Source organism: Paraburkholderia sp. GAS42 (genome assembly GCF_050436565.1).
GTDB lineage: Bacteria > Pseudomonadota > Gammaproteobacteria > Burkholderiales > Burkholderiaceae > Paraburkholderia.
Window position 1 is genome coordinate 121,199 of the sequence record NZ_JBNDML010000011.1, and the last position, 25,238, is coordinate 146,436.

The following is a 25,238-nucleotide window of genomic DNA, read 5'->3' on the forward strand; positions in this document are numbered from 1 at the left end:
GGGTATCCGCGTATAAACCACCATCCAACGCGCCGGCGGCGCTATATTTGAACGGCTGGCAGCTTTGCATGGGACCGGAGTAAGCGCTAAAGCGCTAACTCCGGTCGACACGGGAGTTACGCATGAAAAGCGTCGTACTGGGGGGCGGAATCGCAGGCGTCACGGCAGCCTGGTACCTCGCGAAAGAGGGGCGCGAGGTCACGGTGATCGACCGCCAGCCGGACGTCGCGCTCGAGACCAGCTTTGCCAACGCCGGCCTGGTCGCACCGGGGCATTCGTATACATGGGCCTCTCCGCGTGCGCCGAAAATCCTGCTGAAGTCGCTTTTCGTCGAAGGGCAGGCGCTGCGGCTCAAGCTCAACGCGGACCCGCACATGTGGATCTGGTGCCTCCAGTTCCTGCGAAACTGCACGGCGGAGCGCTCCCGCGTGAACACGACGCGCAAGGTCACGCTTTGCCGCTACGCGCAGACGCAACTGCAACAGCTGACCGCCGCCGAGCACCTGCAATACGACCGCATTAGCCGCGGCCTGTTGTATCTCTATCGCGACGAAGCGTCTTTTGCGCGCGGCAGGCAGAACATGTCGATCCTTAAGGACAACGGCCTGCCGCTCAAAACGCTCGATGCGGACGCGGTCGTCGCGCGGGAACCCGCGCTTGGGGCTGCGCGAGACAGGATTGCCGGAGCAATCTATTGCCCTACCGACGAAAGCGGCGATGCACACCTCTTCACCCGTGCCTTGAAGACGGCGTGCGAACGCCTTGGCGTGCGTTTCGAATTCGACAGGCCGATCAGTTCCATCGAGGCATCAGGCGACCAGATAGTCGGGGTGCATACGCCGGCGGGACTCGTGCGCGGTGACGAGTTCGTGCTGGCGCTCGGTTCCTGGTCGCCAGTTGTGGCGCGCCGTCTGGGCTATCGGCTACCCGTATATCCGGTAAAGGGCTACTCGGCCACTTTCCCGGTCGGGCCGGATCACCGTCCGCCGGATCTTGGCGGCGTCGATGAGAACAACCTCGTGGCGTGGGCGCGTTTTGGCCAGCGGCTGCGCTTTACTGCAACCGCGGAATTCGCCGGCTATGACACCCGCCACACACCCGCCGACTTCACGACCATGCTGCGGGCCGCACGCGAGCTGTTCCCCAGCGGCGCCGACTATGACAGGCCGTCCCACTGGGCCGGTCTGCGCCCGATGACGCCAGAGGGTACGCCGTTGATCGGCCGCACGCGGCACAGGAACCTGTATCTGAACACCGGGCACGGACACATGGGGTGGACGATGTCGTGCGGCACCGCGAAACTGCTGGTCGACATCATGGCCGGTCGTGAGCCCGAGATTGACATGACAGGGATGACACTGAAATGAACACGAGCGCACTGCCCAACGACGCCTACGCAAGACTCGATTTCGTGCTGGATGACGGCATCTGCCGGCGTGCCGCCATTGGCCTCGTGGTGCTCGCCACCGATCATACGATCGAACACGAATGGCGCAGGCTGCTGACGCAGGATGGCGTGGCGTTCTACGAAAGCCGCGTGTACAACTCGGCGGACATTACGCCCGAACGGCTGATGGAAATGGACTCCCGCATTGCAGCGGCGGTGGCGCTGATTCGCCCTGGCGAGCGGATCGATGTCGTGGCGTTCGGCTGCACGTCGGCCGCGATGGTGATCGGCGAGGAAAACGTGTTCGCGCGCATCCGCGAAGCACGTCCCGGCGTCGCATGCACCACGCCCATCACCGCTGCGCTCGCTGCGTTGCGTGCGCTCGGCGTGCAGCGGGCCGCACTGCTGACGCCCTATGTGCGTGCGATCAATAGCTTCATGCGGGACTACATCGAGGCGCGGGGTGTCGGAGTCACGCGTATGGCGTCATTCGAGCATGCAAACGACAACGAAGTTGCGCGCATTGACGCTGCGTCGCTGCGGGCCGCCGTCGAGCACCTTGCACAGAACGCCGACGTGGACGCTGTTTTCGTGTCGTGCACAAGTCTGCGCGTCGCCGGGCTGATTCCGGAACTCGAGGCGAGGACCCGCAAACCAGTGATATCGAGCAACTTCGCGATGGCCTGGCATGCGTTGCGGCTCGCAGGTGTGGAGGATTGCGAGCCTCATCTGGGGAGGTTGTTCGCGCTTTGATCGTTGAAAGCGCCGCGCCGGCCCAGGCAAATTGCCCGACCGGCAGCATTGGGGTCCACTAATGCTCAACACCCACACTTCCACTGAGGCTGCGCCAACGTCATCCCGTGCTGCCCCTTGTACGCGGCGACCGGGGGTGAGGTCCATCCCTCCAGCATCTGCGGAGCGAGCCGGTAGATCTCGATGCCGAGCGGACGGCATACCTCAAGCGGATCGCGCGCGTCTGGCCCCCACATCGGCAACGACAGATCGCCGCCCGGGCAGGTCGACAGCGCGCACAGCAGGTCGATTTCCGCGAAGAACTCAAGGTAATCCCCCTTCTTCGCGGGGCATGCCTTCATGAAGTACTTGTCTTCGAGATTCAGCCCGGTGCACTGGAACACGTTCAGCACGTCGTGCACGTCATATTCGGTCAAGCCATACGGAGCGATTGCGCGCGTCAGGTTCGAGTGGCAGTGAAAATGGAAATCCTCGCCAGTCAGCATGCGGTTCACGTACGGATCGCAACGCGTGCCGAGCAGGTCGTGAACGCGGCCGCCATGCTCGTCGACGCCGTAGTCGGCGAGGCTGTCGTCGGTGATCGTCACCATTGGACGCAGGAAAGGCAGCGTCGACCACAAACGGTCGAATGTGCTGACGTGCGCCTGCTGCAACTGGCGCGTGCGCGATGCCCACATGCGCTCGCGCGGGTTGTGCAGGTTCCACATGTTCAGGTCGGCCACTTGCGGACCTTCGATCGTGACGATGCGAAACACATGACCGGCCGGTACGGCCCACGCCTGACCCGAGCGGATCGGCACGACGATCGATTCGACCAGCGTGCGCGTATCGTGCTCAGAGGCGATACGTTGATAAAACGCTTTGTCCGGGTCGAGCGCGGATCCCTTGGTGGACTGATAGGCGGCGGGGTAATTCAACATGATGGAGACTCCTTCATAAGACACACGGACAGGCTGCGCCTGTTACGCGCTGTTGCCTGTTCGAGCAGTGGCCGTGAATCGGTGAATAAAGCTGGAATGAGGAACACGAATTAAAGGTAGTCGAGCAGCGCGTGCTCCGATTGCTTCAGGTAACCGGCGAGCGCGGCGCTCGCCTCTGCGGTGCGCCCGCTCGCGATCAGCTCCAGAATCTGCTGATCCTTCGCGATCCAGGGACGCTGGAAGCGCCGCTCGTCGGGGGCCGAGGCAAACACGAGGCGCAGTTGCGCCAGTATCGTCGTGAAGAATGTGTCGAACAGCGGGCTGCCGAGCAACTGCACGATGCGCCGGTGAAACAGCAGGCTGTAGGTGCCAACGCTGCGCCAGTCGCCTTCGTCCGCAGCCGTTTGCGCGTGCACGACTGCGTCGCGCATCGCCGCGATTTCATCTTCCTCGATCGGGTCCTCGCGCATCAGGGCTTGCAGTTCGAGCGTGCGCCGCACCCGGTAGATGTCGCGCACATCGTGGCGCGTCAGGGTGCGCACGATCACGCCGCGATGCCGGTAATGCACCGCGAGCCCTTCACGGCACAAGAGACGCAGCGCTTCACGCAGCGTGTTGCGCGAGACGTCGTGCGCCTGGGTGAGATCGTTCTCGACGAGTGCGGTGCCCGGCGGCAATTTGCCTTCAATGATCTCGTCGCGGATCGTCGACAGGATCCGGTCCGTGACTGATTGCTCGGGTTCCTGGCCAGTGAGGGCGGTAACAGTTGAGTGCGAGGTGGGCATACGGTGTTTTATGCAAGATGGACGTCTTTGAGGAAGCTGGCGATCCGCGAAGTCTTGTCGAGCGTCGCCAGTTCGTGCGGTGGCGCGTCGCTCACGATCGTGCCCGCTTCCATGAACACGATACGGTCTGAAATACGGAACGCAAAGTTGATTTCGTGTGTGACGATGATCATGGTCATGCCTTCCCGGGCGAGTTCCTCAATGACCTTCAGTACTTCGTTGACCAGTTCCGGATCGAGCGCCGAGGTCGGTTCGTCGAACAGGACAATCGACGGCTGCATCGCCAGTGCCCGCGCAATCGCGACGCGCTGCTGCTGACCGCCGGACAACTGATGCGGATACTTGTGCGCATGCGCGGCCATGCCTACCTTTGCCAGCAAGCGCATGCCGGCTTCGTCGAGCGGGGGCCCGTTCAGACGCCCGTGATAGTGGGGCGCGAGCGTCACATTCTGCAGCACCGTCTTATGCGGGAACAGGTTGAAGCTCTGAAACACCATGCCGATATCGAGGATGCCGCGCATGTACTGCGCATGCGGCACCTTGCCATGCCTCGCGCGTGGCGGCCACAGGAACGCCTTGTCATGCAGGCGCACTTCGCCGCCGTCGAGCGTCTCGAGGCCGTTCAGCGTGCGGATCAGCGAAGTCTTGCCCGAACCCGACGGGCCGATGATCGACACCACTTCTCCTGCGCGCACGGTCAAGTCGATCCCCTTGAGCACTTCATGATCGCCGTAGCGTTTGCGGATGCCGAGGGCTTCCAGCGCACGCACCGCGCTGCTGGCTCGCGCTGTGCGAACGCCGTTCGCTGCGTGCACGGGCCGTGGTGTTTCCACAGGAATGAAGGCGGCCCCAGCCTGCGTGCGGCGCGTGACGTCGAGGTGCTTCTCGAGCATCTTCAACGCATGGCCGAATACGGTGACAATCAGCACATAGTAGAACGAGACGGCCAGCATCGTCTCGAGCACCTTGAAGTTCTGCGTGTACAGGCGTTCGCCGACCAGCAGGATTTCCGCCAGCGAAATGACGGACACGAGCGACGTCAGCTTGACGATCGTAACGTACTCATTGATGAGCGCGGGCAGCGCGACGCGAAACGCCTGCGGCAGCACGATCAGCCGTTGCAGGCCGACGAAGCGGATACCGAGCGCCTTGCCCGCTTCGAGCTGCCCCTTGTGGAGCGACAGCAGGCCGCCACGATGGATCTCGGCGATGTAGGCCGCTTCGCTGATCGAGAGCGCCAGCAGACCGGCCCAGAACGGGTCGGACAACAAGGCGCCCGTCCAGGGCAGCACCTGCGGCAGGTTATAGACAAAGATCAGCAACACCAGCAGCGGCAGGCTGCGAAAGAGCCAGATGTAGGTGCTGCACGCGACGCGTAGCGGCATGAGGGCGGACTGCTTGCCGAGCGCAAGTGCGAAGCCTGCCACAATGCCGATCAGCCAGGTCGCGGCGCTCAATTCGACCACGAGCCAGGTGGCTTTCCAGAAAGCGGCGTCAAACAACAATGAAGCCGTGTAGTGCCAGTCGAATACCATGTGCTTCCCCTCACGGCGTGCAGCCACGAGGGCGCGGGCGAGTGCCCGGCCTCAGGCTGCGCGCGACGTGCCGTTAGTTCTGTGCCGTACCGAGCGCCACGGCAATGTCATTGCCGGTCGGCTCGGCGACGTTGTACTGCTTGAGCAGTGCCTGGTATTCGCCCGCCTGCTTCATCGACGCAAACGCAGTCTTCAGCTGGGCGAGCAGCGCGTCATTGCCTTTCTTGACGCCGAGACCGATGACGACCGGATAGAGCGGGGTGGTCGACGTGATCGCCACGCGTCCGCCGAGCTTGTTGACGGTCATCTGCGCCACGGCCGAGTCCTCGAACTGCGCGTCGACGGCGTGCGAGAGGACGGCCTGGGCCGCTTCCGGCGAAGTCTCGAACTCGCGCACGTCGATTGCGCCGCGGCCGGCAGGCGTACAGATCTGCTTCGACACCTCGTTGAGTTTCGGAATCCACGACGCACCCTTGATTGAGCTCACGCGCTTGCCGCACAGATCTTCGGGCGTCTTCGGTGCGAAACCGGAGTGGCTCATGGCGAGCAGCGAGCCGCCGGTCTTCAGGTAGGGCACGAAGTCGATCTGTTTCGCGCGCTCCGGCGTCACATAGAGCGCCGACGCGATCACGTCGAAGCGGTTCGCGTTGACGCCGAGGATCAGGTTGGCGAAGCGCGTATCGACGAAGCCGGGCTGGAGCTTCAGGTGCCCGGCGAGCTTCGTCATGAACGCGGGATCGAAGCCGGCAGGATCCGCGTCCTGCATGTAGTCGTAGGGCGGATACGTCAGATCCGCGCCGATCGTCAGCTTGCCGGGCGCGACGGTCGGCGCGCCGCTCGAGGCGAACGCGTGAGACGCGGCGCACAGCGCGAGCGCAGCGGCGCACTTCGCGACGCGCGGAAGGGAGGACAGGACAGGTTTCAGATCAAGTTGGGCTTTCATGGAGTTCTCGCTCGTCCGGGTGGTGACAATATACATTGTTGAACAATTAAAAATATATTGTTCAACAATAATTCATGCTTATGCATGACGCGTGCCAAGGGACTAGCGAGGTTGGTGAACATCCTGTGATGTGGGTCTGGCGCGGCTGTGCAGGAGACGCAGCCTGGTCTTCGAAAGAGGCGCGGCCATCGTCGACGCACCAGTTCCGGGCACCTACATGCGCGTGAAACTAGCGAACGCGTTCAGGAACGGTGCATTTCGTGGCGAAGAATGGAGTGTGAGCTTGAACGCTCGCGACCACGATTCTCAAATGATCGCGCCGGGATGAGCACGCGGGAGCCGATGGAAGACCAGTGCTTCTCGCAAGGCGCGACAGGGCGCTGCCCAATGGCCGCCAGAACGATAGCGAATCACTGAACACCGTTCGCCAACGTCGGGTTTGTGGGTCTCAGCGGACTTGTTTCCTCACAGTGTGACTGGCGGGTTCGGGTCGGTCGCGGAAACTACTCGGGTGGCCTGGATCCAAGCAAAAGTATTTCGACCAGCCTCTTTGCACTTTTCTGCCAGTCCGGAGCTGACGCGACATTCGAAACGCCGACGAGAGCGCGAAGCAGATCCAATGGCTCAAGATCAGGGCGGATGTCGCCACTTGCGATTGCGCGTATAACGAGCGACTGGATTGCGTCCTTGATCTGCGCGCCGGACGATTCGAATAGCTTCGTCGGTCCGCCGACAATCGAATTCAATGCGGGTGCGATGATCTTCTTTGTAGCGATGTAGTCGATGAAGAGCAACATCCAGGATCTCAACGCATCGAGCGGGGGCAGCGAATCGGACAGTCTCCGCTCCTCTTCCGCAAGCTTCGCCACCTCGGCACGGTAGACGCTCTCCAGTAGGGCCTCGCGTGTAGGAAAGTGCCGGTACAGCGTGCCTACGCCGACGCCCGCCTGGCGGGCGACGTCCTCCAGGCTGATATCGCCTCCGGCGCGCGTGAACGCCGTTTTCGCTTCTTCAAGGATGCGCTCGCGATTGCGCAGCGCGTCGGCTCTGGGTTTTCGTTCTTTTGGCGTCGAATCGTTCATTTGCACGTTGAATGCTTGCAAACGGAGGGTTACTCCGTTTAGTATCGAGGAAAGCGGAGTGAGGCTCCGTTTTTATCCCGGGTTGGGAATGACGTCAACCTTCATTGTGCTGGAGCGGCGGAAATGACTGAGAAATTTGGTGCGACTTCGACGACGGACGACGTGCTCGCAGGCGTCGATCTTCATGGCAAGCGAATTCTTGTAACGGGTGTGTCCGCGGGACTGGGCGTGGAGACGGCGCGGGCGTTGGCAGCGCACGGGGCCAGTGTTATCGGCGCGGCCAGAGACCTGGAAAAAGCAAAGCAGGCGATCGCTGACGCGCGGCGCGAGGCCGCCGCGGCAGGCGGCAGCATCGAGCTGATTGCGCTCGATCTCGCGAGCCTCGAGAGCGTCCGGGCTTGCGCCCACAGGCTGCAAGAGGACGGCAAACCGATCGACGTCATCATCGCGAACGCGGGCGTGATGGCAACTCCTTTTGGTAAGACAGCAGATGGGTTCGAGACGCAGTTCGGCACGAATCATCTGGGGCATTTCTTGCTGGTGAACCGGTTGGCGTCGCTGATCCCGTCTGGTGGTCGAGTGGTCATGCTCGCGTCGTCGGGGCACCGCTTCGCGGACGTGGATCGCAACGACCCCAGCTTCGACCATACGCCTTACGATCCGTTCGTTGCATACGGGCGCGCCAAGACGGCGAATATCCTCTTTGCGGTGGCTTTCGATCAGCGACATCGGGCGCGCGGCGTGCGCGCAACCGCAGTTCATCCCGGCGGGATTCACACAGAACTGGCCCGTCATATGGACGAAAGCCAGATGACGGCGCTACTCGAAACGATCAACAGTCAGCTTGAGTCAGAGGGGCAGGGGCCGTTTCAGTTCAAGACCGTGTCACAAGGGGCGGCGACTTCCGTCTGGGCTGCGGTGGTGGCGTCAGCCGAAGACATCGGAGCCAGATACTGCGAGAACTGCCATGTGAGCGAAACCGTTGCCGACGATGTTGTCATTACGCCCGTCAGCGAAGGCGTTCGACGCTATGCGCTTGACGCTGCGGGCGCTGATGCGCTCTGGCGCAAGAGTGAAGAAATGGTTGGCGAGTCGTTTTGAAACGACGCTTCGGACGCCATTGAAACGGTTCTCGTCCGTGCACGAATAAATACTTTTTGTGGCGGCGGCACGTTAGTCCCGCCCCGCGCGCGAGCGGTGCATGCATGTACCGCATCCCTTGCAGACGGGGACGCCGCAACCTCTCGGGCGCGACTGGATGGTCGGCGCCGGCTATATCGGCAGCTTGCCGGCAAGAAGCGTCGCATGACGACAAACAAACCGAAACGGGTAGTTTCCTGGGCGCACAGTGCCGGCTCCGGGGATTCCGGGCATTCCCGTGTGTCGCTTACGCTGCCGGCCTTGCTCGCGAGCCGTTAGTGAAGTAGATTTTTATTGGGCGATGCATCACGCGGGAGGGACTGCCATGGAACTGAGCGTAGAACGCGTCGATGTTTGGGCCGCTACCATCGACGACAAACCGGGCGGGCTTGCGCAAGTATTAAGCGCTTTGCGGGATGCGGGCGTAGACCTGCAGTTCATCGTCGCACGTCGCACGCCGGAAGCATCGGGCAAGGGGGTCGTGTTTGTCGCACCGCTGCAGGGGGAGAGGGAGATCCAGGCCGCGACACAGGTGGGGTTCACCGTCACCCCGAGCCTTCACTCCGTCCGTGTAATGGGTTTGGACCAGATGGGGATCATCGCGCAATTGACCCAGATGCTGGCAGACGGGGGGATCAACCTCCGCGGCGTTTCCGCTGCTGTACTTGGCACACAGTTCATTGCTTATCTCGCGGTCGACTCGCTGGACGATGCCGAAAAGGCGATCGACATTCTACAGAGGGCCTGAAGAGCGCATGCCGGACCGCGAACTGGCCTGATTCTTCCTGTCGAGGCGACCGGGTCGCCCTGTCTGTGCCCTGGACAACTACTTCAGCTCGACGGGCTGCGCAGCCGTGCGTGCACGCGAGCGCGAAGCGGCCTGGTCTCAGTCCGGTAGAGTCGAGATGTGACGCAGTGACTGTAGGCTGGGTTTGTCTGTTGCCGCCTCTTTCGTCTGGCGGTGCCCGAATAACCTGACCATGGTTCCGTTTTCACACCCCGCTCATCGAACCGGACATGCAGATCTCCCGCATCAAATGAGTTCGATCACATTTAGTGCGATATGTGGTGTTGGCTCAAATGTGGTCTTGCGGCGCCCGAGCCGCGATCCTGACAGGATCCGGCCGGCTGAACGCCACATAAAAAAGCCTGCTACAAGGACCGGAGAAACGCCATCAGCGCGGGATCTTTGGCCCACCGCCTGTTCGCCTTTCGATCGCTGGGGATAGTAAGCCGCGCCAGGGCGTTGGCCTTCATCTCCAAATCAATTTCGGCGTAAACGTTGGTCGTATCGATGGAGACATGACCAAGCCACGCCCGTACGGTATTGATATCGACGCCGGATCGAAGCAGGTGGGTCGCAGTTGAATGTCTAATGCTGTGCGGGCTGACGCGCTTGGATGCGAGCGAGGGCATATTGGCTCGCGCCTTGACAGCGTAACGCTCTACGACCGCGTGAATACCGAAACGCGTCAGGGGTTGCCCACAGCGATTGAGGAATACCCGTTCCTGCGGTGGACGTTGGCCAGCGAGGTTGCACAACTCTTGCACGGTGTCGGGCCATAACGGACACTGGCGCTGTTTGCGTCCCTTGCCGAGAACGCTCACGCTGCTGGAGATCGCATCGACGTTGCCGATGGTCAGGTGGGCCGCCTCGTCCGCCCGCGCACCGGCATTGTAGAGAAACAGCAACAGGGCGTAGTCACGGCGACCTTGAGATGTACGTCGATCTGGACAGGCAAGGAGCGCATCCATTTCAGGTTTGTCGAGATAGGGTACCAGCGCTCTTGTAGTCTTCTTGTAGGGGATGCAGCGCAGCTGGGTGCACCATTGGATATGTTCCGGGCTGTGCTCGCCAACGAATCGAGCCAAAGCGTGGATAGCAGCCAGGCGCTGATTTCGCGTCGCGACGCTGCATCCGCGACAGACTTCGATATCTGAGAGGAAGTCCCGGACGATCTCCGCCGACACATCTGTCATTGCCAGCCGGTCGACCGGTTTGTGGGTGCGACCTGAAACGAAAGGGATCAGTTGGCACAGCGTGTCGCGATAGCTCTGCTGGGTGTTGCGAGCGAGGTTCCGCTCGCCGATCAGGTGCTCGAGCAGGAAACGCCGGACCCATGGGCCAAGTAGCATTGTGTCACGCATGGTCACCTCCCCGGGCGTAGCGCTCGAAGCGTAAGCTCGCCTGTCGCAGCAGCTCCGGCGTCATGGTCAGGTAGTGTTGGGTGGCGGCAATATGCACGTGACCAAGATAGGTTGCCAGCTGAGGCAGCAAGCGTTGTACATCGGCGCCTTCGCGATACCAGGAGACCAACCGGGTAACCGTATAGGTGTGCCGAAGGTCATGAAGTCTTGGCTGATACCGCGCGCTATCGTCACGACGTACCTGTGCGCGGTCACGCAATTGTTTGAAGGCATACTCGGCGCCGGCTCTGGACAGGCGCTGTCCGCGTTCCGTCAGCAGGAAGGCAGCGTTGGGGTTGAGCGGCGGCCATTTGTTGCGTTCGGCGGCATACTGAACCAGCACCGATGTCAGATCTGGTCCGGTCGGCACCAGCCGTGTCTTGTAGAACTTGGTTTCACGGATGCAAAGGATTCCAGAGTCCAGATCCACATCCGCCAGATTCAGACCGACAGCCTCGCCGATGCGAAGCCCGGTACCATAGAGCAGTAGCAGGAGCGTGCGGCAGGTTAGCGATGACAGATTGCAGCGCTCACGATTCGCCGTCGCCGCCAGTAGACGTTTCATCTCTTCTCGCGAATAGATGTACGGCACGAAGGTCCGGTGTTCCTCTGGTACCGTTAAGGGTAATGGCGAACTGGTCGTGTAGCCGCGAGCAATGGCAAAGCGGTAGAAGCCACGTAGGGCGCTGAGCTTGCGATGCCAGAAGGTCGTGACGGCATCATTGCCGGCAAGGAACGCATAGACACGATTGGCGTCGACCTCGTGCATATCGATGGCGCCGAGCGTTCGATAAAAGGACTTCAGGGTACGCGCCTCAGTGGCAAAGCGCATCCCCAGGGACTGTTTGTAGGCCACGTATGCGGCGACGGCTTCAGGCAGTTTCATAGCAGATCTCCCAGGGCATAGTCTGCAACTTGTCTCAGACCGGCGAGATCGACTTTGGCATAGGTGCGTGTTGCATAGGCGCTGCGATGGCCCAAATGGTCACCGATCTCCTTGAGTGAGAGTCCCTCAGCCACGAGGCGGGTCGCGCACGCGTGTCGAAGTGAATGCGGTCCACCACGGCGGCAACTGATATTCAGAACCCGCAATCGTCGGTTGACCAGGTAGTGCAGACTCGTAGGCGCGAGCGGACGAAACGGGGCTCGTATGGTGAGAAACAAGGAGCGCGAGACAATATGCGGTCGCACCTGTTCCAGATACCGCAGAATTGCTTCACCTACCTCGGCTGCAAGCGGGTAGTCCTGCTTGCTCCGCTGCTTTGGACGGCTGATGTGAAGGATGTCGTGTTCCCAGTCCACGTCGTCCAGAGTCAGGGCAACGACTTCACCCCTTCTCAGCCCGTAGACCGCTAGGAGCAACAGAATGGCGCGGTCCCGGATATCATGGGGACCGTCCGTATCGGTGCTGCGAATGAGTCGCTGCACGTCTTCCCACTTCGGCCCGACTGGAAGCGTCTCGTGGCTGAACAGACGCGGTCCTTCGATACCGGCGGCGAGTTTCTTCGAGCACCAGGTTTGTTCACCGGCGTAGCGGAGGAAACTTCGCAGCGCGCCGGCAAGGCTGGCCATCGATACCCGGGACCAGCCTTGCATTCGTCTCAGTGCAAAAAAGGCGTCGACCTGTTCGAGTCGCATCTCGCCGATGCTGCTTCCTTGCTCGCTGAGCCAGCACAAAAACGCCTGAACGTGCCAGCATCGATTGTGGATCGTGTGTGACGACAGGCCGCGCTCCTCGCGCAAGTAGCTGTCGAACCGTTGAACCAGATCGGCGAATGGCGGCGTTTCAGGTTGCTGCTCCTGCAGTCGTCCCAGGAAGCGAAGCCAGGCCGTAGCGGTCTGAACAAACCGTTCCCGCGAGAACCTTCCCGTCAGGATTCGCTGATGCCGTCGCTGGTAACGAACCCAGCGATCGGCTGCCATCTCGACCTCCGCAGACGGAATCAATCGCCCGTTGTCGAGCGCGATACGCCGGGAAATAGCCAGGAGCTCAGGTGCAAGGCCCAACAGCGTTGAATGGGCTGCACCACCCTGTGCGCAGTGGGCCAGATAGCGTTCTCGATCATCGGCCGATGGACCATTGCGATGACGAGCCAGTACACGAGGGTAATGAAACAACGTACCGAACATGATCGAATCTCCGAGTTAACCTTCGGATCTCCGACGCTACTCCGGCGCTAATTTATGTGGCCTTCAATAGGCATACACCGCTGACGAACCTCGTCCCGTCCCCGCAAGACCACATTTGAGCCAACACCACATATCGCATCCGGCTCTCGGACAGGACATCATGCTCGCGACACTGAGCTGCCTCTCGGCGATTTCGATTTCGCCGAAGAGGCGCAGCACGGCGCTTTTGAGGCTGAGAGTGGGCCCGACATGTGAGAGTGATTTCGCTGTTCGTGGGGTCTCCCGTCGGATGCCGCGACGGTGAGCCGTGTCTTCGCCGGTTCAATCCGCGAATGGCCGGGTTGCAACTGTCTGCAGCTCGTCCCCGACGTTGAATGAATGGCTTACGCGGTTAGCCACAGCTTTTGGGAGATCATTACAGCGCCCAGGCTCCCCTTATGCACAGCGCTGATCGCTTGACCGACGGTCATTTGTCGTCACCTTCAGAGGGTCCCGAAAGGCGACTCCGGAACTGACGGCGGAACCGGGTAGCCGCACTTACGGATGCGGATGAATCGGATCGACCCAATAGACATCGTCCGGCGGCTCGGCGGGCTCGATATCCAGGTTAACGACTATCGGCTCTTGACCGCTACGGACCACAACGCAACTGAGCACCTCGGTCTTGCTCGCATTGATCTCTTGATGGGGTACGAACGGGGGCACATAGATGAAATCGCCAGGCCCTGCCTCTGCGGCGAACTCGAGATGTTCTCCCCATCGCATACGTGCCCTGCCACGCACAACGTAGATGACGCTTTCCAGTTCACCATGATGGTGGGCGCCCGTTTTGGCGTCGGCGTCGATGGTGACCGTACCGGCCCAAAGTTTGCTGGCGCCCGCCCGGGCGTGAGTGATTGCAGCTGCTCTCGTCATGCCAGGCGTTTGGGGCGTATTCATATCGAGGCGGGAACCCGGAATGATCTTGACGCCGTGATCGCGCCAATTCGGCTTAGCCTGAGAATTCATACCATGCTCCCCGGAACGCTGAGGGATCCCCGACACAGCTGCGAAAAATTCGCGAACAGGACGATCGCGAGACCAGGCGGCTTTGGGCTGCGATCTGTTCTCCTGCGCGACTGGCTGCAGGCTGTGGATTCCATAAACCGGACCATCTGCGTTCGATCTTTTCTGAGCTCGACTTTGACCACCGACCCGCAGTAAGCTGATCGAACCGACGTCCCGGGAAGCGACCATGGCACTGTTCGTTGTGCGGCATCAGCACGCGGCCGAGCGCTGCCCCGCTCACGATCCCTATATGGGTGCCATGCTATTGAATCACCTGAGTCGCCCAAACGTCAGGCGGCACGGGGTGGAGATCCGGGGCGAAGCCGTCGTGCAGGGTGAGCACACCTTGTACCTCATCGTGGAAGCTGAGGACGAGGGCCACCTGCGCGAGTTCATGAAGCCGTTCCAGATGGTCGGCAGCCTCGACATCTATCCCGCCTCGACGTGCGCACGCGTGGTCGCGAGCGGCGGCTGTGGCGCAGCGCTGCCCGTAAGCGAACTCGTGCCAGCGCTAGATCCCGAGACCGCCTGCCAGAATGCGATTGAAGCCGGCCTGGTGGTCCATCGCGCGCATCCGCTCAACTGTGAGACTTCGATTCCTGCACTGATCGGCGGCGTGGTCATGCCGAACGCGCACTTCTATGTCCGCAATCACTTCCAGATCCCCGACCTCGACCCGGCCGCCTTTCGGCTTGCCGTTGGCGGCCTCGTAGAACGGCAATTGAACCTAAGCTTGCGCGACCTCCACAACATGCCGTCGCAGACGCGGATCGTGACCCTCGAGTGCGCCGGAAACGGCCGCACGAAGTTCGACCCGCCCATCGAGGGCGAGAAATGGGATCTGGGTGCCGTCAGCACGGCAGAGTGGACCGGCGTGACGCTGGCGGAAGTCCTGGACCGGGCTGGCGTGCGCACGGGCGCGACCGAGGTGATGTTCCGGGGCGCGGACGGCGGAACCATGGAGGGCCACGCAGGACCGTTGCACTTCGAGCGCAGTCTCCAGCTTGGTCATGCTCGCGATCCTGACGTGTTGCTGGCGTACGCGATGAACGGCGAGCCGTTGCCTGTTCAGCACGGCTATCCCGTGCGCCTCGTCGTCCCGGGTTGGTATGCCGTGGCGTCGGTCAAATGGCTGACGGATATCGAGCTCATCGACTGGCCGTTCGCCGGGCATTACCAGGCCGACAAGTATTGGTATGAATGGGAACGCGATGGCCAGACCGTCCGCGAGCCGGTCACGCTGCAGCACGTGCGGGCTTTGATCACCGAGCCAGCGCGTGATCAGGAAGTCCGGCGCGGTGAGCTGGCCATTCGCGGTGTAGCCTGGTCCGGTGCCGCTCAGATTGCGCGCGTGGACATAAGCGTGGGCGGAGGAAGCTGGCAGGAGGCTCGTCTCGTGAGCGAGCGCAAGCGTCACAGCTGGCAGTGGTGGGAGCTGATCACACGAGCCCATGAGCCGGGCGTCGTCACCTTACGCGTCCGGGCCACCGATCTTGCCGGCCGCACTCAGCCCGAACACGCCGAATGGAACCGGCTAGGTTACGGCAACAACGTTATCCACGAAGTGCCGGTTCGGATAGTGTAAGCGGTCGACTCGATTTTCCGTGCTGAACGCCTCCCGTCGATATTTTCTCTTTGACCAAAGTTTTCCGACGTCCGCGCATGGCTGCTTTCTTTCAGTCTCGAAGGTTGGCAGAGGCAGGCGAGCGAGCGCTAAACGGAGGAGCATCTGCAATCGGCTCATCTCAGCCGCAAAGCGGACGGCCGTCATTGCTGTTCGAGTGACTCTCCCGGGTCGGCTACGGAAGTTCGGCATCGGACCGAGTCCGGCCGTCAAGAGTCGTTCCGACTGACCACGATCCGGACATTCGGGCGTCGAGTCCGCACCGGGTGTCGGTCTTTCGGTTGTTGCGCTTCGCGCTCGCAGCTTACGCGTTTCAGCCAATGTCACCAAGGCGTCCGGCAAAGACGCCGATCACCTCGCGAAGATCCTCGGGCGGCAAGTTGCGCACCAGCACAAGGATCGTTCCGGAAAACACCTTGCCCTTCCAGAACTTGAACACGAGTGAGGCCAGCGCGCTCAGGGACACGCCGGTCGCGGCAAACAGCGCTGTGATTGCCGGCACGTTATCGCGGTTGAGGAACACAAGCAGACAACCACCGAGGAACATGATCGCCGTCATCGCGATGCACAGTTGGAAGTACTTGTCGCTGCGAGACTGGACCAGTGCCAGGTCCGCGACGAGCCGCTCCTGAGCGGCACGGCGCTCGCGCTTCGTCTCCTCCGCCGCGGCGCGATCGGTGGGAACGCCCGCAATGGAGGCCGGATCTTCACCGAAATGCGCGCTGCCCAGAAAGCGGTTCAGCACTTTTCTTATTTCTTTCACGGTCGACCTCCGACTGAATGAGCGCGCGAACTTTGAAAACAGTGTCCTCGAAGGATCCCGGCGTCGCCGAGAGCAGATCTATCACGCGCTGATAGATCAATAGGCGCGGCAGCGGATAAGTCCAATGTTCGTTACATGCGACGTAGCAACGGGGTGCCCGTTGTTTGATGCGCGTCGCCATCAGCACGCATGTACAGACGGTCAGATCAAGCAACCGGTCGAACGAAGGCGGAACGTTCGCGACGATGGTTTCGACGGTTTTAAAGCCGTCTGCCAGTTCTACCGAGGCCCCACCTCGGAAGAGATGTGGCGCACACGATTCGAGAAGCAAGCGCCGCTCGTGCCAAAGCGTCTGCAAGGTGCTTTGCCGGCCCGGCGCCGAGTCTGCGTCATTTTGAATCGGCACATCGCCCGCGCTACTGAAGAGCGCCCTGTTCAATTCGGCGAGCCGCTCCTCGCCGTGCGGCGGAGCGCCAGTCAGAGCCCTCACCGCGCGATGAAGTGCATGGGCGGAATCGCAAAGCGCGGCGCCGACCGCCTCCGGATCGCGCAAGTCGCTTGCGCGAAAAAGCGCACTGCGCCAGTGAGAAAACACCGTGACCACTTCGAAGCGGTCCATCAGCACGAGAAGGTCATCCAGTACCGCGTCGCGCTGAACCTTGACGCCTTTGCGTTCGAGTCGCTTCAGCCCCTTTTCGATCTGCCCCGCCTTATCGCTCCAGCGGGACCACGCGGCGTCCGGATCGCGTTCGCGCAGATTGCCGCCGAGAACGCTTTCGAAGATGAAACTGCCTTCTTCGCGGGCTAAAAAGCGCTGTACGAACCGGTCGCGGGTGAGCGGTACGCCCACGGCCATCGCGCAATCGCTAGGCGAGACGATCGTTTTCATCAGGCGTGTCCGGACTCGGGCGGCTGACCACGTAGAAGTCCTTGTTCTGCTTGTCGACGAACTGAATGGACGTATCGTCGAATGACCCGTAGGCCACGTGCAGATCGTGGCGCAGCTTGATCGACGCAACCATGACGTCGGGACTTTGAATGTTGTGCAGCATCGCCTGGATATCCGCCAGCTTGACCTTGACTGCGTCGCCAAGATTGGTGAAAAAGAGCCGTATTCTCACAAGCAGCGACGGGCCGGTTCCGAGCGCCTCCACTTTCATCTCGACGTCGACTGCGACATGGTCTCCGACCTGGATGGGCTCGGAAATGCGCACCGATTCGGCTGCCTTAGTCCAGTCGTAACTAGTTTCGAGTACGGCCTTGATCGCCTGCGGTTCCATCGTACCGTCGCTCGTGGCGATCAGGCGCACATCCGTTGACGGGTCCTGCAGCTTCACGGAGTTCAACAGGGAGCGTGCAGACCTTTCGTCCATGTTGTGAAAATGTAGATGCACGAGTGCGTCGGGATGCTGGGCGGCAAGCTGGCGCAGTGCGTCGACGGTTGCCGGCGGATTGGTCGCCTCGACGAACAGGCCGTCTGGACCATGAACGGAGAATTGCATGTTCTTGTCGCGTGAGACGATAAGCGGCACGGACAAGCCATGATCTTTTTGAGTGGTCGCGAAGGCGGAGAGCAGTTGTCCGTCCGAACTGCCACCCGGTTCCGGCGCAAAGCTCCAGCCCGAACGGTATCCGCCCGGTGGGATGCTGCCGTCGCCCATGCCGCGTTCCGCGCCTTGGGCGATGTCGGCCGAAAGATGCAACGTCTCGCTGACGTTGCGCGCGTCTGTCTGCGCCTGCCCGAACGCGCTTTGGACATCCTGCTCGATCAGGGCGGAATCGCGGCTGCCCGCATCGCGGCCGACGATGCGCTCTACGGTTGGCAGGCCGTCCGTATCCGCGCCGTTATACAGCACAACGGTGTGGCCATTTTGCTCCGCCACTTTTACCGTGCCGCGGACCACACTCGAGTCGGCTTGATACTCAAAAATGGCCGACGATAGATTGTGTCCTCCCTGCACATCGGAGCCGGGAACGCTGGCGAACGAAACCACTACCGAAGGCGTGCGAATCCATCCATGCGGAGGCCGTTTGTCCCACTGCTCGACATATGCCTTTGCAACAGCGACTTTCACATCGTTGTCCCGCGACAGATTTTGAAGCGCATCCGCGACGTGCACAACGACCTTAAGCATCGCGTGTGTCTGCTCATCACTCTTGCCTGTTGCCAGGCGAAACGCAACTGGGTCGGCGATCGCGTCGATCAGCCCCTCGCGCTGCGCCTCCGTGGCGGTTTTAAGGTAGGCGCGCAAGTCGCTTTGCGCCTTGCGCGCGTCCGTCAGCATTTTGGCGAAATCGGGATGAGCGGCCTCGAGCGCGGGCGAGGACAGGTCCGCGGACAGAAAATTCTCAAGTAACTCCGCCGCAGTCTCGCGCGCACCTTCGAACCTCGGCGCGGTTTGCACGGGCCCGGCGGTGGCATGAATATCGAAGTGCACGAACAATTGATACAGCGCCGCATATTGCACGACGCGTGCGAGGTTGGCGTCGCCGAGTGTGCCGAACCAGTCATACGCGAGATCTTCGGCTTCGCGCACGTTCGAATCGTCACCCGCGAGATAGTCAATGGGCAGCGCACCGGTGCGGTGCAGCGCATACACATCGAAGTCGCCTTGCTGAACGGCGTAGCCCGCGCCCTTGGTGTTCCAGTTGAAGGTAACGGAGCCGCCTTCTATCATCGCTTTCGTCAGTACCGGTGTGGATGGCGAAAACGAAGGTGGGTCAGGATAGCGGAAATTGACGTAGTGAACTTTGCCGCCCATCGACCACGACTTGAGCATCTGATCAGTCACGTTCAGCAGACTGCCGTACTCGGTGTCGATGAGCTGGTCGCTCAGATAGATCGGCGCCCAGTCGAGCTTTCGCCTGTTGTCGATGCGGCCCGCGAAAGCGAATTTTCTCTCGTAGCTTTGGGCGAGTTCTGCCTGGTCGGCGGAAGCGAGCAGCATGATGGTTTCGACGCGCAACGGAGGTAGCGTGTCGACACGGTTGATCCGTTCACGCCCAATGATCGCTACGTATCCATTGGCACTGCCGACGCCGCCCAACACGAGATCGGAATCCAATGCGAACTCGTGCGCCTGTGCGCGTGATTTCGCCAGATCCTTGTCCATCGCGACGCACCAGACTATGAAGCCACGCTCCGTGGATGCATATACGCCCAGCGCGCCGCGATCGAGGATCTGCTGCAGCGTCACGGCGGGCCCCCCTTGCAGCGATCGCAGACGAAAAACGCCTTGAGACGGCGGGACTTCGCTCTCGGGTGCGGTATTTCCCACGATCGACGCGCCGACGCACACCAGAATCGCAGCCAGGATGAAACGCCGGCGGCGAATCGTCTGATAGATCAAGACCGCGCCGATCAGGACCGTCAGCAGCGCGATCGTGACATTTTGCAGGGTCCACGCGCCTGCGTGGCGCTCACGGTTGTCGCCTATGAACCAGCTCCCGATCTGTTTCGAGGTCAGGGTGATGTCAAGTCCACTCAGACGGGAAGCCGGCTGGGTGTCGGCGATCGGCAGCGCGTACGCTTTATACGATGTGCCGTAGAGTCGGGCTGAGAGCATCGCGACGAGCGAATCGACTTCCGCTTGCGAGGCTGGCGGCAGATCGACGACTGCATCGGTCAGAACGCCGTTGTAGCCGATCCGTGATTTCTTCAACGAGATCGCGCTGAGCAGCGGCGAAACCAGCTTCAGATCATCCAGAGTGACATCGGGCGGCGGCTCCGAGATCACGAGTGTCCTGTGGCCATGCTCATCCGGATCGGATATTGCAATGACCTGCATGTTGAGCGGATAGGTTGTTCGAAAGCGCGCCCAGTCGTTCTGCGTCTTGTACGCGTCAGCCCAGGCGGTAGGCGCGAGCAAGAGGCCAAGCAGTGCCGCGAGGTAAAGCAGGAACGAGCGCGCGACAAGTGACGGGCAACCTCGTCCCAAAGCGCGTCGCGAGCCCAGTCCGGGTTGAACCGGGTCGGCCACCGTGTCGTGTTGACTGTCGGAGTGCATAGCGCCTCCACCTGCGGTAGGGTGCAACGGAGATCGTGGCTACTTCTGGAGTGTCGTCCTGTTGAGAACGATGAAGTGGGTCGATTTTTTAACGGGAAGATGGGTAAAAGCGGACGTCCTTGACTATTCGAAAAAGCCGACAGCACGACAGTCCACCTCGGTCGAGTATTCGCGCTCAGGAAGCAACCTTGCGGATGACCATCGGATTTGGGAGCTGCAGTTGAAGTGGAACGGAGGCCACAGGCCAGATCGGGTTGGGTATCGGCGGTCGCGGGAAACGTCAGTCGGCCAACTCGGGTCGTTGGCCTGCGCTTTCACACGGACGTCATTCGGGACCTGACCGTTAAAGTGACTTGCGTGAAGGTGCGGCTGCCGACCGACTCACCGCCGGTTCTATAACGACCGCGCAGCGCGCCTGCGTCATATCCCGAACGCGGTTGCATGCGGCGTCGAATAGTCAGGCTGAATAGCCGGCCGGTCATAACTGTCGGCTCGAAGCCTAAGGTCAAAAGAGATCGTGCGGATGAGGCGCAACTTTGCGTTGCCCGACGCAGGGCCGCCGTCGATCTTCGTGACTTTGCATTGAACGGTTCGGCGCGGGTCTTCGATTGAATTTCCAGGCATGATCCGATATGGGTGACCGTCGCGATTGTTCTAGTTACAGACCCGTTACGTGGACATATCATGGAAAGACCAATCCTGCGTGTCGAGGCAGGTCTTTGACCGTCGACCCAATCGGGTTTCGCCATGCGTACTTTCACAAAGAAGCAGGAAGTCGTTCACCGGACTCGACCCACCCCGTCGGCCATACCCAAGGCACGCGTCTCGCACGGCCCCGAGGTGAACTCGATCCTTCGATTGCAGCGCGCCGTTGGTAATCGTGCAGTTCAATCGAGGCTGAAGAATAGCGCTCTGGAACATGTAATTGAATTGCTCGGTATCACGTCACGTCGCGCGGGCCTGCCGGATGATGCGGCCGATAAAGTGATGCGGATGGTCGGGCGAGAACCGGTCGGCTGGGTACCCTCCGGCGAACAGACGGGGGCAGCGTTCGATTCACAGACGAGCAGTGCCCCTGGCGATAGACACGAGGCCGAAGCCGAGCGCAGCGCCGACGAAGCGGTTGGCCGCCTGGACGATGCGCGATCCGGCGCACCCAACCAACATCCTAAGCCACAGGCCGCGGCGACGGCCATGCCTGGGCTGGGCGCCGGACGTGCTCTGTCGACCGGCCTGCGCAGGCGCTTCGAACGGGCATTCGACTGGGACTTCTCAGGAGTGCGGCTTCACGCTGGCCCCGCGGCCGGGGACGTTTCGAGGCGACTTGGCGCCCGCGCTTTCGCCGAGGGCCGTAACATCGTCTTCGGCAAACAGGTTGCGGATCCGGAGGCAACTGACCACCGTCACCTACTCGCGCACGAACTGACCCACGTCGTGCAGCAGGACATGGGCGCCGGCGTGCATGCATCGCCCGCGCTGCTGTCGCTGTCACCGGCTGCGCCAGCAAGCGCGCAGGCGGCGCCGCTCGTGACCAATGTGGTGACCTCGGCGGCAGAACTGGGTGTCGGCGGCCGCGACATTACGGCGACGGCAACGGTCGGAGGGAGGGGAACCAGGCTGACGTGGAGCGTCAGTCCAGGTGGCGCCGCGCCTGCCGGCGTGAGTGTGGTCGGCAGCGGCCGCACGGTACGGATTCACGCAGCTCAGCCGGGCGGCGGCGCTGTTGTCGGTGGGACGCCCGTTGTTGTCCGCGCCGCGGTGGCGGGCCCGGCGGGAGCCGGGGACTTTTTCGACTCCGCGCCCATTGGCCTCGTGCAGGTCGTGAACACCACCTATGCCGCGACGCCGCCGCTCGCTCCGGTGCCGTCGCTGATCCCGGGTGTGCCGCCCGCCAACAGCGCAGAGCCGAACCGCGACGGCATTGCGGGCAACACTGCCCTGGTCAACGCCGTGACCGCTCCCGCTGGCCGGCCCGTTACCGTCGCGCTGCGCCGCCCGCTCGGCGCCGCAGTGGCCGGGAACGTCGTCACGCCCGGCAATCGTACCGGCGACATCGGTTTGCGCATTTCCGACACGGCCACCGGGGCCCGCCTCGACGAGACACAGCCGTCGGCGGCCGGACCTGCCGCGCGCATGGCCAACCTGACCGTCAACGCCGTTCCGACGCGGGTGAGTGCACTCGCCGGCGCCGGGGCACTCCCGCCTTATGGCGTGATCAATGCGATCACCTTCGCGCCGTCGGATGCGCAGCATCCGCCTCTGACGCGCATCGTAGGCGAACTCATTACCAATGGCGGAGACGACTTCAACATCGCGCCACCAAACGGCGCATTCAACCCTGCCTTCCAGCTCGCTCTCGCGGTTCCCGCCAACTCCTGGAACGATCAACTGGCTACGTCTTCCGCGGTGCTCAACGTGGCCGACGGGCGCCAGGCCATCGATGTGAACCGGTTCGTTGGACCAGGTGTGCCGCAACTTCCGAGGCGACTGATTTACCGGCAGAGCTTTCAGTATGCGTCGTGGCAGGGCGCTGGCGCCGTGGTCAGCAACACCATCGCCAGCGGCCAGCACATCCGTTCGCTGATCGGTGGGCCGGGCGCTTTTCGCTTCAGGACCGAGCATCGTTTCGGCGGAGTGGCCGCGCCGGCGCACAACGAGCCCTATGTGGGCAATCCGCTTATCGTTTTCAACAGCGTCGCGGCGACGCCGACGGCCGCTGGGGCGACGGGGCTTGCCGCCGACGGAGTCGCCACCGCGAACCTCTCGGTGAATTGCACTGTGGCCGGTCGGACCGTCAACTGGAGCGTTCTCGGCGGCAGTATCACGATCACCGGCGGCAACCCTGCGACGCTGCCGGCAACTGCGCAATTGCAGGCGGGCAACGTCTCGGGCAACTTCCGCGTCCGTGCGTCCGACTCGATCTTTCCGAACCGTCGCGTCGACGGAAGTGTGCGGGTGGTGCCGGTGCGGTTGCGCAATCTGCGCGCGGCACCGCAGCGCGTGCCCGCAGGCACCTTGATAAGCAACGTTTCCGTCAATGCAGAGCCGGGCGCCCGCACGCTGAATTGGGCGGTCGACGCGACAGCAGCATCGGCAGGCGTAACGGTCTCACCTGTCGTGACGGGCCCAGGCCTCGCGATGAACGCGACGGTGACCCGCCCGGCGGGATTTTCAGGCCGCGTTACTGTTACGGCGACCGACGCGGTGTTGGCCGCGCGCAGGGAAACTGTTCGGATCCTGTTCCTATGAATACGCATCCGCCCGAACGACGCGATGGCGCTGTTAACCTGGCCGTGAATGATATCCGCGTGCATGCCGGGTTCAGAGTCGTCACCGAAGACCTGCTTGCAGGGGGGCCGATCGAGCTTGAGTTTTTCGCCGAGAGTTGGGGTTCCACTGCGCTTCAACTCGCGGTCAGTGGTGATCGAATGACCCAACGGCCCGGACAGTTCCGTTTTGCGGCATTGTTCGAAGGCACGCAGCTCAAAGATCCGATGGCGAGGATGCCGGTACTGGGCGGCCCCGTGGGTGTCGTACAGGTGACGCCTGAGCGCGCGTGGTGCCAAACGCTCATACTCAATCAGTTCGTGCGCCTCGAAGACACGATAGGGCAGCTCGAACATGGGGCGGCTGGCCGGCTCGATCTGGCTTGCCACAGACCGCTTGTTCCCGCAGCAACCGAGGCGGAGGCGCTGTCAACCGATGGGGCCCGGATCGTGGCTGTCGATCTCGCGGTTGCTCTGCGCCGCGACGATGCGGCGTTGACGGCGCTAGCCACCGGTCTCTTCGGCGAGGTGATGCAGAATCCTGCGGCTTCGCGCGAGCGGCCGCTTGCCCTTCTGCTCGCGATGCGCTCAGGCGCGCGTGACCAGATCGACGCATTGGCGCGCCATCCTGAAACGGCTGTCGCAGAGCGCGCGCAACGGGTTCTTGCGACGCTTTGCTGAACCAGTCGGTCAGCAACCACTGCAAAGCTTTCGCCTCGCCGTATTTGCTGTTGTCTTCACTATACGAGCCTGCAGCCTTCGAACTCACGATAGCATCGGGCCCAATCGATACCGTGCCAATGCATCGCGCTATCGGAGGACGCACCGATGCCGGGTTGCTGCGCTATCTGCTGGTGCCGACAAAATATTGACCGGTAAAAAGTGGCATCGACGACGACGGTCTCCTGTCAGGTTGCAAGCGGACGGATGATGATTCAGCTTGAATGGCGCAGTTGGGTCGTCAACGGTCTGATGAACTGCTCGAAAGCAGCCATGTGGGTACCCCACATTTACAGGAACCGCGAAACATGCCTGCTAGAATTCGTCATCTTTTCTTCAGGGTGCAGCATGGGTTTCGAACAACTGGTGGAGTTGAAAAAACAGCTCACCAAGGAAGCAGAGCAGAAGACGGCAGCAGCTCGACGTCAACCCAAAAATGCCCGCGGTCCCAGGACGAGGCAAACGGCGGTCGATCCGGTGGTGCTCGTCATTGGCAAGCTGCAGAAGCGCTTTCCCGCAACCTTTCCGCGAAACCCCGCTCCGAAAGTACCGTTGAAGCTCGGGATACTCGAGGACATCCTTTTGCATGCCGGCCCGCTCGGCTTGAGTGAAGCCGAGATACGTGAAGCGCTCGGCACCTGGTGTCGAGGCAGCCGTTACTGGGCTGCCCTGATCGACGGTGCGGTTCGCGTGGACCTGACCGGCGCCGCAGCGGGTCAGGTTACGGCGCGTGATTCGGCGTTCGCACGGAGCCAGACGAAACGCGCCAGGGCTCCTGGAAAGGGCGGCGGGTCGGCCGCGCCGGAAACGCTCGATAGTGACGCTGACCCTGCAGCAGCGTAATCATCTGTCATTGGCATCAGCCTCGGGCGTTCATCACGGTCGCGCGGGATGCTTGCGTCGGTCAACTGCGGCGTTGTAGTACAAACTTACTTCCGAAACCGTCCAG

The 25,238-nt window shown here is 61.8% G+C and carries 20 protein-coding genes; 8 read left to right on the plus strand and 12 right to left on the minus strand.

Annotated features, from left to right (window positions below):
- Nucleotides 1–122 precede the first annotated feature (122 nt).
- Together P3T16_RS17900 and P3T16_RS17905 are read left to right on the plus strand one after the other, a co-directional pair.
- Entirely contained in the window at nt 123–1,367 is a 1,245-nt protein-coding gene (locus P3T16_RS17900) for a D-amino acid dehydrogenase (RefSeq protein WP_429343271.1), read from the plus strand.
- Entirely contained in the window at nt 1,364–2,140 is a 777-nt protein-coding gene (locus P3T16_RS17905) for a maleate cis-trans isomerase family protein (RefSeq protein ID WP_429343272.1), read from the plus strand. Before P3T16_RS17900 ends, P3T16_RS17905 begins: the two co-directional genes overlap by 4 nt.
- Nucleotides 2,141–2,205: 65 nt before the next feature.
- Here the strand turns inward: P3T16_RS17905 and P3T16_RS17910 are convergent, their stop codons facing one another.
- The 5 genes from P3T16_RS17910 to P3T16_RS17930 all read right to left on the minus strand — a co-directional run bounded on the left by P3T16_RS17910 (nt 2,206) and on the right by P3T16_RS17930 (nt 7,405).
- The gene (locus P3T16_RS17910) at nt 2,206–3,060 is read right to left on the minus strand and encodes an urea carboxylase-associated family protein (RefSeq protein ID WP_429343273.1); all 855 of its coding nucleotides are present in this window, start codon (nt 3,058–3,060) and stop codon (nt 2,206–2,208) included.
- Nucleotides 3,061–3,170: 110 nt separating this feature from the next.
- Complete coding sequence (locus tag P3T16_RS17915) at nt 3,171–3,845, minus strand: GntR family transcriptional regulator (RefSeq protein ID WP_429343274.1); 675 nt, start codon at nt 3,843–3,845, stop codon at nt 3,171–3,173.
- An 8-nt stretch (nt 3,846–3,853) separates the two neighbouring features.
- Entirely contained in the window at nt 3,854–5,380 is a 1,527-nt protein-coding gene (locus P3T16_RS17920) for an amino acid ABC transporter permease/ATP-binding protein (protein ID WP_429258905.1), read from the minus strand.
- Between the two features lie 73 nt (nt 5,381–5,453).
- The gene (locus P3T16_RS17925) at nt 5,454–6,323 is read right to left on the minus strand and encodes an ABC transporter substrate-binding protein (protein WP_429343275.1); all 870 of its coding nucleotides are present in this window, start codon (nt 6,321–6,323) and stop codon (nt 5,454–5,456) included.
- A gap of 503 nt (nt 6,324–6,826) precedes the next feature.
- On the minus strand, nt 6,827–7,405 hold the full coding sequence (locus tag P3T16_RS17930; RefSeq protein ID WP_429258903.1) for a TetR/AcrR family transcriptional regulator: 579 nt from the start codon (nt 7,403–7,405) through the stop codon (nt 6,827–6,829).
- Nucleotides 7,406–7,528: 123 nt separating this feature from the next.
- On the opposite strand from P3T16_RS17930, the gene P3T16_RS17935 reads away from it, so the two are divergent.
- Entirely contained in the window at nt 7,529–8,506 is a 978-nt protein-coding gene (locus P3T16_RS17935) for an SDR family NAD(P)-dependent oxidoreductase (RefSeq protein WP_429343276.1), read from the plus strand.
- Nucleotides 8,507–8,870: 364 nt separating this feature from the next.
- Nucleotides 8,871–9,293, plus strand: coding sequence for an ACT domain-containing protein (locus P3T16_RS17940; RefSeq protein WP_429258901.1), 423 nt, complete (start codon nt 8,871–8,873; stop codon nt 9,291–9,293).
- Nucleotides 9,294–9,697: 404 nt separating this feature from the next.
- On the opposite strand, the gene P3T16_RS17945 is transcribed toward P3T16_RS17940, so the two are convergent.
- From P3T16_RS17945 to P3T16_RS17960, 4 genes are all read right to left on the minus strand, one after another.
- Nucleotides 9,698–10,693 carry a tyrosine-type recombinase/integrase gene (locus tag P3T16_RS17945; protein ID WP_429343277.1) on the minus strand — a complete coding sequence of 332 codons (996 nt, stop codon included), beginning with the start codon at nt 10,691–10,693 and terminating at the stop codon, nt 9,698–9,700.
- The gene (locus tag P3T16_RS17950) at nt 10,686–11,618 is read right to left on the minus strand and encodes a tyrosine-type recombinase/integrase (protein WP_429343278.1); all 933 of its coding nucleotides are present in this window, start codon (nt 11,616–11,618) and stop codon (nt 10,686–10,688) included. The genes P3T16_RS17945 and P3T16_RS17950 overlap by 8 nt, the downstream gene beginning before the upstream one ends.
- Nucleotides 11,615–12,862 carry a tyrosine-type recombinase/integrase gene (locus P3T16_RS17955; RefSeq protein ID WP_429343279.1) on the minus strand — a complete coding sequence of 416 codons (1,248 nt, stop codon included), beginning with the start codon at nt 12,860–12,862 and terminating at the stop codon, nt 11,615–11,617. The genes P3T16_RS17950 and P3T16_RS17955 overlap by 4 nt, the downstream gene beginning before the upstream one ends.
- A 537-nt stretch (nt 12,863–13,399) precedes the next feature.
- Nucleotides 13,400–13,870 carry a cupin domain-containing protein gene (locus tag P3T16_RS17960; RefSeq protein WP_429343280.1) on the minus strand — a complete coding sequence of 157 codons (471 nt, stop codon included), beginning with the start codon at nt 13,868–13,870 and terminating at the stop codon, nt 13,400–13,402.
- A 226-nt stretch (nt 13,871–14,096) separates the two neighbouring features.
- On the opposite strand from P3T16_RS17960, the gene P3T16_RS17965 reads away from it, so the two are divergent.
- On the plus strand, nt 14,097–15,494 hold the full coding sequence (locus P3T16_RS17965) for a molybdopterin-dependent oxidoreductase (protein WP_429343281.1): 1,398 nt from the start codon (nt 14,097–14,099) through the stop codon (nt 15,492–15,494).
- Between the two features lie 352 nt (nt 15,495–15,846).
- On the opposite strand, the gene P3T16_RS17970 is transcribed toward P3T16_RS17965, so the two are convergent.
- The 3 genes from P3T16_RS17970 to P3T16_RS17980 are packed head-to-tail and all read right to left on the minus strand — an operon-like array spanning nt 15,847 to nt 20,303.
- Nucleotides 15,847–16,278, minus strand: a complete 432-nt coding sequence (locus P3T16_RS17970; protein ID WP_429343282.1) for a hypothetical protein — start codon at nt 16,276–16,278, stop codon at nt 15,847–15,849.
- On the minus strand, nt 16,241–17,185 hold the full coding sequence (locus P3T16_RS17975) for a hypothetical protein (RefSeq protein WP_429343283.1): 945 nt from the start codon (nt 17,183–17,185) through the stop codon (nt 16,241–16,243). Before P3T16_RS17975 ends, P3T16_RS17970 begins: the two co-directional genes overlap by 38 nt.
- A complete protein-coding gene (locus P3T16_RS17980) occupies nt 17,163–20,303 on the minus strand; it encodes a hypothetical protein (protein WP_429343284.1) in 3,141 nt (1,046 codons plus the stop codon). Before P3T16_RS17980 ends, P3T16_RS17975 begins: the two co-directional genes overlap by 23 nt.
- A 1,194-nt stretch (nt 20,304–21,497) precedes the next feature.
- Here P3T16_RS17980 and P3T16_RS17985 point away from each other — a divergent pair.
- From P3T16_RS17985 to P3T16_RS17995, 3 genes are all read left to right on the plus strand, one after another.
- Nucleotides 21,498–23,552: an eCIS core domain-containing protein gene (locus P3T16_RS17985; RefSeq protein ID WP_429343285.1), complete on the plus strand. Its 2,055-nt coding sequence runs from the start codon at nt 21,498–21,500 to the stop codon at nt 23,550–23,552.
- Nucleotides 23,549–24,250 carry a hypothetical protein gene (locus P3T16_RS17990; RefSeq protein WP_429343286.1) on the plus strand — a complete coding sequence of 234 codons (702 nt, stop codon included), beginning with the start codon at nt 23,549–23,551 and terminating at the stop codon, nt 24,248–24,250. The genes P3T16_RS17985 and P3T16_RS17990 overlap by 4 nt, the downstream gene beginning before the upstream one ends.
- A gap of 249 nt (nt 24,251–24,499) precedes the next feature.
- The gene (locus P3T16_RS17995) at nt 24,500–25,132 is read left to right on the plus strand and encodes a ProQ/FinO family protein (protein WP_429343287.1); all 633 of its coding nucleotides are present in this window, start codon (nt 24,500–24,502) and stop codon (nt 25,130–25,132) included.
- The last annotated feature ends 106 nt before the right edge of the window (nt 25,133–25,238 follow it).